Origin of the sequence: Pseudomonas aegrilactucae, from assembly GCF_019168305.1 — a bacterium.
Taxonomy (GTDB): domain Bacteria; phylum Pseudomonadota; class Gammaproteobacteria; order Pseudomonadales; family Pseudomonadaceae; genus Aquipseudomonas; species Aquipseudomonas aegrilactucae.
In genome coordinates, this window is record NZ_JAHTBI010000144.1 from 1 (window position 1) to 9,263 (window position 9,263).

Sequence of the window (9,263 nt, forward strand, 5' to 3'; positions counted from 1 at the left end):
ATCGCAGGCAATAAAAAACCCCAAGGAATCACTTCGCTTGGGGCTTTTCGGTATTAGTGGTGCCCAGAGACGGAATCGAACCGCCGACACGGGGATTTTCAATCCCCTGCTCTACCGACTGAGCTATCTGGGCAACGGGGCGCATTAAAAGCGTTTTTCGGATTTGCGTCAACGACTTTTTGAAAAATTATTAAATTAATTCCGTCGCTTACGGTTTTTCGGGGTTATTCGGCAGGCGGCACGTAGCCTTCGGCCTTCTCGTATTCCTCGCCGGAGAAGAACTTGTCCATCTCGCCCTGGAGGAATTTGCGGTCCTCGGCGTTCATCATGTTCAGGCGTTTCTCGTTGATCAGCATGGTCTGTTCTTTCTGCCAGTCGGCCCAGGCCTGCTGCGAGATGTGTTCGAAAATGTCCTGGCCCTTGGCACCCGGATACGGCGGGCGCTCCAGGCCAGGTTTTTCTTCTTTGTACTTGCGGCACATTACGGTACGGGTCATGACGACTCTCCTGCATTCAAGACTTCGGCCGCGCGTTTGAGCAGTTTCTTGACCGGGGCAGCCAAACCCAGGCGCGGCGGGGTGGCGAGGTTATACCAGAGCCAGTCGGCCTCGGCCACGTGGGCCTCCTGTACGGTCACCGGCACCAGCCAGGGCTGAATGGCCAACTGGAAGTGGCTGAAGGTGTGCACCAGGCCGTCCAGCGCCCGCGGCGCGCCCAGGTGCACGCCATGCTGCTCGGCCAGGTGTTCGAGGTCGTCCAGGCTGTCCAGCTCCGGCAGGCTCCACAAACCGCCCCACAGGCCCGTGGACGGGCGCCGGTAAAGCAGGATGGCGCCCTCGGCGTTGGCCAGCAACGGCATCAGCGTGCTGCGCTGGGGCAGGGTCTTGCGCGGCTTGGGGATCGGGTAGCGGATCTCCTGGCCGAGCAGGTGTGCCTCGCAGCCACGCTCCAGCGGGCACAGCAGGCAACTGGGCTTGCTGCGCGTGCACAGCGTGGCGCCCAGGTCCATCATCGCCTGGGTGTAGTGGTTGACGCGGCTGTGCGGCGTGTAGCGCTCGGCGTTGGCCCACAGCGCCTTGGCCACCTTCGGTTCGCCCGGATAGCCCTCCTGCGCGGTGTAGCGCGCCAGCACCCGCTTGACGTTGCCGTCCAGGATCGGTGCACGCAGGCCCATGCTGATGCTGGCGATGGCGCCGGCGGTGGACAGGCCGATGCCGGGCAGCTCGGTGAGCCGCTCGACATCACGCGGGAACTCGCCGCCATACTGCTCGACGACGATTTTCGCGGTCTTCTGCAGATTGCGCGCACGGGTGTAGTAGCCCAGGCCCGTCCACAGGTGCAGCACTTCGTCCTCAGGCGCTGCGGCCAGGGCCTCGACGCTGGGCAGGGCCTCCATGAAGCGCCCGAAGTAGTTGAGCACGGTGCTCACCTGGGTCTGCTGCAGCATGATCTCCGACACCCACACCCGGTACGGGGTGATGCCCTGTTGCCAGGGCAGGTCGTGGCGGCCGTTACGGTCGTACCATTCCAGCACGGCGCTGGAAAACTGCTCGGGATTCATCGTTTGAACAAGCCTTTGAGTGCGTCTTTGAGCTCGGGGCTTACCTTGTCGCCAAGCTTCTCATCGAGTTTTTCCTGGAGCTTGTTGCCCAGCACCTTGCCGGCCAGCTTGCCCACACCGTCCTTGTCCACGCGGCAGGCCTTGGCCCCCAGTTCCAGCGGGCCACGGCAGCGCAGCGGGAATTCCAGGCCCACGTAGCGTTCGTTGACCTGGCAGGCCGGGTCGGGCATGTCGCGCTTGTCGCCCTCCACGATCACGCCCACGCGGTAGTCCATGCCCAGTACGCGCAGGTCCAGGTCGCCCTGGCCGTTGACGGTCAGGCCAGGGATGCGCACTTTCAGGTCCGGGTTGCTGGCCACGCCGTTGCGCAGCACCAGGCTGCCCTTGAGCTCCTGGAACGGCGTGTCCTTGCCCCGTGGCTCGCCGCTCAGGGCCTTGCGGTTGAGGGTGGCGATGCCCTGGCACAACTGTTGCTCGAGGTTGGCATTGACCAGCACGCCGTTGTTGATGACGAAGCTGGCGTTGCCGTTGAGCGTTTCCACCAGCGCCTTCTGGCTGTTGCCGCTGCCGGTGAGGGTGCTGCTCAGGGTCAGCAGGCCCTTGACCGGCGGGGTGTCGGTCTGGCTCTTGATGAAGTGCTCGACCGGTACGCGGTTGACCTGGGTTTTCAGGCCGATCTGCGGCACGGCAGGGCGCACATCCAGCGTGCCCTGGGTGGCGAAGTCGCCGTTGTAGAGCCCGCCCTGCAGGGTCTGCAGGGTGATCAGGCCGCCCTGGCCCTTGGCCTTGAGCACGGCATTCTGGATCGGCAGCTGTTCAAGGGTGAGCACGCCGAAGCTCAGGTCGGCCTGCAGGTCGAGGGCGCGCAGGCGGTCCACCGGCAGCAGCTTGTCGGTGCTCCAGGCGGTCTGGGTCGGTGCATCCGGCAGTGGCGTGGTGCCGGCGCCGGCCAGTGCACCGGCCTCCTGGCCCTTGACCTCGGCCTGGCGCGCCGCCTTGGCGCCGCTGGCCGCTTCGCTCTTGGCCGGCAGGTAGCGGTCGGCGTTGAAGGTGTCGGCCTTGAGCTGCACGCGCAGCGCCTGTTTGGCAACGTCGTCCACCGCCAGGCGGCCGGTGAAGGTGCTGTCGTCGAGTTTCACCGCCAGGTCTTCCAGGGCCAGGCGGGTCGCGCTGCCCTCCAGGCGGCTGACCAGCTCGAACTTGCCCAGGGTGCCGGCGTCGGCCATGGCCGGCAGGGCCACGCCCACGCTGTCGAGGAAGGTGCGCAGGTCGAGCTGGGCGATGGACAGGCCGCCGCTGAGCTTGGGCTCGCTGTTCAGGTCACGCAGGCTGAGCTCGCCAAGTGCGCGCAACTGGTTGGCCGACAGCTTCAGACCGTTCCATTGGGCGACGTTGGCGGCCAGGTCGACCAGCAGTTGGCCCTGTGCGGCAAAGGTCAGGGTCTTGCCTTGCAGCGGCTCGCCGGAGGCTTCGCCGCTGAGCTTCATGTCTTCGAACTGGTAGCGCTTGAGCCTGCGGTCGAAACGCAGTTCGCCGTTGAGCTCGGTGCGCGCACGCAGCACGGGCTGGCCGGCGCTGAAGAAGGCGGTCATCTTCAGCGGGATGTTGACCCCTTCGTGGACCGCACCGGTGCTCAGCTGGATGCTTTCGGCACTGAAGGTCTGGCCGCTCTTGGCATCGCTGTACTGCACCTTGGCGTTGTTCACCGTGAGGCTGTCGATGTCCAGTTTTACCGGGCGATCGACTGCCGGCTTGGCCGGCGCCTCGCCGGGTGCAGGTGCCGGCGCGCTGCCTTCGGCGGGTGCGGGGGGGCTGGCCGGCAGCGGCTTGCCGATGTCTTCCCAGTTGCCGTGGCCGTGCTCGTCGCGGGCCAGGGTCAGGTTCAGGCCTTCGACGCGCACGTCGCTCATCTGCACCTCGCGGCGCAGCAGCGGCAGTACGCGCACCGACAGGCCAAGCATCTGCAGGTCGGCGAACGGCACCTTGGGGTTGTTCAACGTGGCGATGCTCGCCTCGTGCAGTTCCAGTCCCAGCCACGGGAACAGGCTCCAGCCGATGTCGCCGTTGAGCGTCAGCTCGACGTGGGCCTTGTCGCGTGCCAGCTGGCGGATCTCGTCTTTGTAGTCGTTGGGATCGAAGAGGTGGGTCAGGGCAAAGCCCAGCGCCACAATGATCAGCAACAACCCGAGAACCACCAGCCCCAGGATTTTGCCGAACGCTTTCATGGGCGAGTCCTTGTAGTCCGATAGGTAAAATTCAGCCGCAGAGTATAGCCCTGCACAGGTGTCACGGGCTCGACACGGCCAGGGTTTCGACAACAAACCGGCGCGCAGTTCATCGGTCGGGCAGATCAGCCATGGCAAAAATCGCGATATCAGTCTGATTCCAGTCGTCGCGGCAAATGCTACTCTTGCGCCGTTCTCAGGTCCCGCTGCGGCCATTTGTCGCGCCAGGGTGCGCCGCCCACACAAACGACGCGCTGCCGCCGGCAGCCAAAGTCGCTGGTGTCGTGCCTGACTTGTGGAACATTCACATCACGAGGGGAAAACGACAATGAGCAGCAAATCGGCGGGCGACATCGCCAGCACGCCCGGCTTCCTGTCCAAGGAACGCATCATCGCCAAAGCCGGCTTCAACCGCTGGCTGGTGCCGCCGGCAGCGCTGGCGATCCACCTGTGCATCGGCATGGCCTACGGTTTTTCGGTGTTCTGGCTGCCGCTGTCGCAGGCCATCGGCATCAGCGCGCCGGTGGCGTGTGCGCCGGACATGAGCTTTGTGGCGCGCCTGTTCACCAGCGAGTGCGACTGGCCGATCTCGATGCTGAGCTGGATCTACACGCTGTTCTTCGTTTTCCTTGGCTGTTCGGCCGCGATCTGGGGTGGCTGGCTGGAGCATGCGGGGCCGCGCAAGGCCGGCGTGGTCTCGACCCTGTGCTGGTGCGGCGGTCTGCTGATTTCGGCGCTGGGCGTGTACACCCACCAGCTCTGGCTGATGTGGCTGGGCAGCGGCGTGATCGGCGGCATCGGGCTGGGCCTGGGCTACATCTCGCCGGTCTCGACCCTGATCAAGTGGTTCCCGGACAAGCGCGGCATGGCCACCGGCATGGCGATCATGGGCTTTGGTGGCGGCGCGATGGTGGGTGCACCGCTGGCCGCCGCCCTGATGGGCCACTTCGCCGGGCCTGATGGCGTGGGCGTGTGGCAGAGCTTCGTGGTGATGGCGCTGATCTACTTCGTGTTCATGCTTGGTGGCGCACTGGCCTACCGCGTGCCGCCCACCGGCTGGAAGCCGGCAGGCTGGATCGCGCCCCAGAAAAAGGCCAGCAACGCGATGATCACCCATCGCCACGTGCACGTCAGTGTGGCGTGGAAAACCCCGCAGTTCGTGCTGATCTGGCTGGTACTGTGCCTGAACGTGTCGGCGGGCATCGGCATTCTGGGCATGGCCTCGCCGCTCTTGCAGGAAGTGTTCGCCGGCAAGCTGCTGGGCAACGACCTGAGCTTCAGCCAGCTGGATGCGGTGCAACTGGGCCAGATCGCGGCGATTGCGGCTGGCTTCACCGGCCTGCTCAGCCTGTTCAACATCGGCGGGCGCTTCTTCTGGGCGTCGTTCTCCGACTACATCGGGCGCAAGAACACCTACTTTGCCTTCTTTGCGCTGGGCGTGGCGCTGTATGCGCTGATCCCGAACATGGGCCACCTGGGCAATATCGCGCTGTTCGTGGCGGCGTTCTGCATCATCCTGTCGATGTACGGTGGCGGGTTTGCCACGGTGCCGGCGTACCTGGCCGACCTGTTCGGCACGCAGATGGTCGGTGCCATCCACGGTCGCCTGCTGACCGCCTGGGCGGCGGCGGGGGTGTTGGGGCCGGTGCTGATCACCTACCTGCGCGAGTACCAGCTGGCGCTGGGCGTGGAGCGCGCGGCGGCGTATGACATGACCCTGTACATCCTGGCCGGCCTGCTGGCGCTGGGGTTCCTGTGCAATGCACTGGTGCGGCCAGTGGCCGACAAGTACTTCATGACCGATGCCGAACTGGCGGCCGAGCAGGCGCTGGGGCATGACAAGGGCGCCAATGGCACCACCGTGCTGGAGTGGAGCGCCGCGCCGGGCAGCCGGCCGCTGGTGGTTGCGGCCTGGCTGGCGGTGGGCATTCCGCTGGCGTGGGGTATCTGGGTGACCCTGCAGAAGACGGCGGTGCTGTTCCACTAAAAGCTTCGCTGGCAAGCCAGCTCCCACAGGGTTTTGTGTGCGCCGCTGAACCCGGTGGGAGCTGGCTTGCCAGCGAAGAGGCCGGCTTTGCTGGCGCAAATTCCCCACCAACTGTCATCTTCGTTCCAAGCCGCGCGCTTCTAGGCCTATAATGGACACCTTTTTCGCCCAATGATTTTGCGGAGCTGGTGATGGTCGAACGTACGGCTAGCGTCGAGCGCAATACTCTGGAAACCCAGATCAAGGCCTCGATTAACCTGGATGGCAGCGGCAAGGCCCGATTCGATATCGGTGTGCCTTTCCTCGAACACATGCTCGACCAGATCGCCCGGCATGGGCTGATCGACCTGGACATCGAGTGCAAGGGCGACCTGCACATCGACGATCACCATACCGTCGAAGACGTCGGTATCACCCTGGGCCAGGCCTTCAACCAGGCCATCGGCGACAAGAAGGGCATCCGTCGCTACGGCCACGCCTACGTGCCGCTCGACGAAGCGCTGTCGCGCGTGGTCATCGACTTCTCCGGCCGCCCCGGCCTGCAGATGCACGTGCCGTACACCCGCGCCTCGGTGGGCGGTTTCGATGTCGACCTGTTCCAGGAGTTCTTCCAGGGCTTCGTCAACCACGCCAACGTCTCCCTGCACATCGACAACCTGCGCGGGCACAACACCCACCACCAGATCGAAACCGTGTTCAAGGCCTTCGGCCGCGCACTGCGCATGGCCATCGAGCTGGATGAGCGCATGGCCGGGCAGATGCCGTCGACCAAGGGCTGCCTGTAATGCAGACGGTCGCCGTCATCGACTACGGCATGGGCAACCTGCATTCGGTGGCCAAGGCCCTGGAGCACGTGGGTGCTGGCAAGGTCATCATCACCAGCGATGCGGCAGTGATCCGCGAAGCCGACCGCGTGGTGTTCCCGGGTGTGGGCGCGATCCGCGACTGCATGGCCGAGATTCGCCGCCTGGGCTTCGACAGCCTGGTGCGTGAAGTCAGCCAGGACCGTCCGTTCCTGGGCATCTGCGTGGGCATGCAGGCCTTGCTCGAGCACAGCGAAGAGAACGACGGTGTCGACTGCATCGGCCTGTTCCCGGGCAATGTGCGCTTCTTCGGCAAGAACCTGCATGAAGACGGCGAGCACCTGAAGGTGCCGCACATGGGCTGGAACGAAGTGAGCCAGGCGGTCGATCACCCGCTGTGGCACGACATCCCCGACCGCGCGCGTTTCTACTTCGTGCACAGCTACTACGTCACCGCCGGCAAGCCGGCGCAGGTGGTAGGCCGCGGTCACTACGGTGTCGACTTCGCTGCGGCACTGGCCGAGGGCTCGCGCTTTGCCGTGCAGTTCCACCCGGAGAAGAGCCATACCCATGGCCTGCAGCTGTTGCAGAACTTCGCCGCGTGGGATGGCCGCTGGTAATGGGCAAGTCCCGCGCCAAGCGGCCGATTCTCACCCTCGCGCCCGATGAAGAGCGCGAGGCGCTGGCCACACTCAAGCGCTTCCTGGAAGACCGTTTCGAGCTGCAACTGGGCTCGTTCGAGGTCGCCGAAGTGCTGGAGCTGTTCAGCAAAGAGATTGCACCGCACTACTACAACAGGGCGATTTTCGATGTGCAGGCGCACCTCAAGGAGAGGTTCGACAGCATCGAAAGCGACTTGTGGTCGCTCGAGAAGAACTGACTTCCCGAGCTCACTGTTTACCGAATAGACAGGTTTCCCAGATGCTGATTATCCCCGCTATCGATCTCAAGGACGGTGCTTGCGTACGCCTGCGCCAAGGCCGCATGGAAGATTCCACGGTATTTTCCGATGACCCGGTGAGCATGGCCGCCAAGTGGGTCGAGGGTGGCTGCCGCCGCCTGCACCTGGTCGACCTGAACGGCGCCTTCGAAGGCCAGCCGGTCAATGGCGAGGTGGTCACTGCGATCGCCAGGCGCTACCCGAACCTGCCGATCCAGATCGGTGGCGGCATTCGCTCGCTGGAAACCATCGAACACTACGTCAAGGCCGGCGTGAGCTACGTGATCATCGGCACCAAGGCAGTCAAGGAGCCCGAGTTCGTCGCCGAGGCCTGCCGGGCGTTTCCCGGCAAGGTGATCGTGGGCCTGGACGCCAAGGACGGTTTCGTCGCCACCGACGGCTGGGCTGAAGTCAGCTCGGTGCAGGTGATCGACCTGGCCAAGCGTTTCGAGGCCGATGGCGTCTCTGCGATCGTCTACACCGACATCGCCAAGGACGGCATGATGCAAGGCTGCAACGTGCCGTTCACCGCCGCGTTGGCCGCTGCTACCCGGATCCCGGTGATCGCCTCGGGCGGTATCCACAACCTGGGCGACATCAAGGCCCTGCTCGACGCCAAGGCGCCGGGGATCATCGGCGCCATCACCGGCCGCGCGATCTACGAAGGCACCCTGGATGTGGCCGAGGCGCAAGCCTTCTGCGACAGCTACCAAGGCTGAGGAGACCGTCATGGCGCTGGCCAAACGCATCATCCCTTGCCTGGACGTCGACAACGGCCGGGTGGTCAAGGGCGTCAAGTTCGAGAACATCCGCGATGCGGGTGACCCGGTAGAGATCGCCCGTCGCTACGATGAGCAGGGTGCCGACGAAATCACCTTTCTCGACATCACCGCCAGCGTCGATGGCCGCGACACCACGCTGCATACCGTGGAACGCATGGCCAGCCAGGTGTTCATTCCGCTGACCGTGGGCGGTGGCGTGCGCACCGTGCAGGACATCCGCAACCTGCTCAATGCCGGTGCCGACAAGGTCTCGATCAATACCGCGGCGGTGTTCAACCCCGAGTTCGTGGGCGAGGCGGCGCAGCATTTCGGTTCGCAGTGCATCGTGGTCGCGATCGATGCCAAGAAGGTCTCGGGGCCGGGTGAAACCCCGCGCTGGGAGATCTTCACCCATGGCGGGCGCAAGCCTACCGGGCTGGACGCGGTGCAGTGGGCGAAGAAGATGGAAGGCCTGGGCGCCGGCGAGATCCTGCTCACCAGCATGGACCAGGACGGCATGAAGAGCGGCTTCGACCTGGGCGTGACCCGCGCGATCAGCGATGCGCTGGGCATTCCGGTGATTGCCTCGGGGGGTGTGGGCAACCTGCAGCACCTGGCCGACGGCATTCTGGAAGGGCACGCCAGCGCGGTGCTGGCGGCGAGTATCTTCCACTTTGGCGAGTACACCGTGCCTGAGGCCAAGGCCTACATGGCACAGCGCGGGATCTGCGTGCGCTGAAATACCTGGGCCGCCTTGCGGCCCTTCGCTGGCAAGCCAGCTCCCACAGAAAACCCTGTGGGAGCTGGCTTGCCAGCGAAGGGGCCCGCCAGGCCACCGCATAGCTAATTGCTGTTAAGGTAATGCAGGCACATCGCCAGGGAATGGGTCCATCCTATGTTCACACGCTTGCTCGTCGTGCTCGTCAGCCTCTTTTCCCTCGCTACCACCGTCCGCGCCGACGAACCCCTGGTGCTGCTCACCGAGA

At 64.6% G+C, this 9,263-nt stretch carries 9 protein-coding genes and 1 tRNA gene; 6 read left to right on the forward strand and 4 right to left on the reverse strand.

Annotated features, from left to right (window positions below):
• Nucleotides 1-57: 57 nt before the first annotated feature.
• The 4 genes from KUO17_RS25965 to KUO17_RS25980 form a co-directional block, all read right to left on the reverse strand.
• Nucleotides 58-133: transfer RNA gene (locus KUO17_RS25965), tRNA-Phe, on the reverse strand.
• Between the two features lie 91 nt (nucleotides 134-224).
• Nucleotides 225-497 (reverse strand): oxidative damage protection protein, encoded by a 273-nt coding sequence (locus KUO17_RS25970; protein ID WP_163950540.1) that lies wholly within the window; start codon nucleotides 495-497, stop codon nucleotides 225-227.
• Nucleotides 494-1,561 (reverse strand): A/G-specific adenine glycosylase, encoded by a 1,068-nt coding sequence (gene mutY, locus KUO17_RS25975; RefSeq protein ID WP_217978412.1) that lies wholly within the window; start codon nucleotides 1,559-1,561, stop codon nucleotides 494-496. Before mutY ends, KUO17_RS25970 begins: the two co-directional genes overlap by 4 nt.
• Nucleotides 1,558-3,786 (reverse strand): AsmA family protein, encoded by a 2,229-nt coding sequence (locus KUO17_RS25980; protein ID WP_217978413.1) that lies wholly within the window; start codon nucleotides 3,784-3,786, stop codon nucleotides 1,558-1,560. The genes mutY and KUO17_RS25980 overlap by 4 nt, the downstream gene beginning before the upstream one ends.
• A 328-nt stretch (nucleotides 3,787-4,114) precedes the next feature.
• On the opposite strand from KUO17_RS25980, the gene KUO17_RS25985 reads away from it, so the two are divergent.
• The 6 genes from KUO17_RS25985 to hisF all read left to right on the forward strand — a co-directional run bounded on the left by KUO17_RS25985 (nucleotide 4,115) and on the right by hisF (nucleotide 9,016).
• Nucleotides 4,115-5,773, forward strand: a complete 1,659-nt coding sequence (locus tag KUO17_RS25985) for an OFA family MFS transporter (RefSeq protein ID WP_217978414.1) — start codon at nucleotides 4,115-4,117, stop codon at nucleotides 5,771-5,773.
• A 191-nt stretch (nucleotides 5,774-5,964) separates the two neighbouring features.
• Nucleotides 5,965-6,558: an imidazoleglycerol-phosphate dehydratase HisB gene (gene hisB, locus KUO17_RS25990; RefSeq protein WP_217978415.1), complete on the forward strand. Its 594-nt coding sequence runs from the start codon at nucleotides 5,965-5,967 to the stop codon at nucleotides 6,556-6,558.
• The gene (gene hisH / locus KUO17_RS25995) at nucleotides 6,558-7,196 is read left to right on the forward strand and encodes an imidazole glycerol phosphate synthase subunit HisH (protein WP_217978416.1); all 639 of its coding nucleotides are present in this window, start codon (nucleotides 6,558-6,560) and stop codon (nucleotides 7,194-7,196) included. The genes hisB and hisH overlap by 1 nt, the downstream gene beginning before the upstream one ends.
• The gene (locus KUO17_RS26000) at nucleotides 7,196-7,456 is read left to right on the forward strand and encodes a DUF2164 domain-containing protein (protein WP_217978417.1); all 261 of its coding nucleotides are present in this window, start codon (nucleotides 7,196-7,198) and stop codon (nucleotides 7,454-7,456) included. Before hisH ends, KUO17_RS26000 begins: the two co-directional genes overlap by 1 nt.
• Nucleotides 7,457-7,497: 41 nt before the next feature.
• Nucleotides 7,498-8,235: a 1-(5-phosphoribosyl)-5-[(5-phosphoribosylamino)methylideneamino]imidazole-4-carboxamide isomerase gene (gene hisA, locus KUO17_RS26005; RefSeq protein ID WP_044460700.1), complete on the forward strand. Its 738-nt coding sequence runs from the start codon at nucleotides 7,498-7,500 to the stop codon at nucleotides 8,233-8,235.
• 10 nt (nucleotides 8,236-8,245) lie between these two features.
• A complete protein-coding gene (gene hisF / locus KUO17_RS26010) occupies nucleotides 8,246-9,016 on the forward strand; it encodes an imidazole glycerol phosphate synthase subunit HisF (protein ID WP_217978418.1) in 771 nt (256 codons plus the stop codon).
• Nucleotides 9,017-9,263 lie beyond the last annotated feature (247 nt).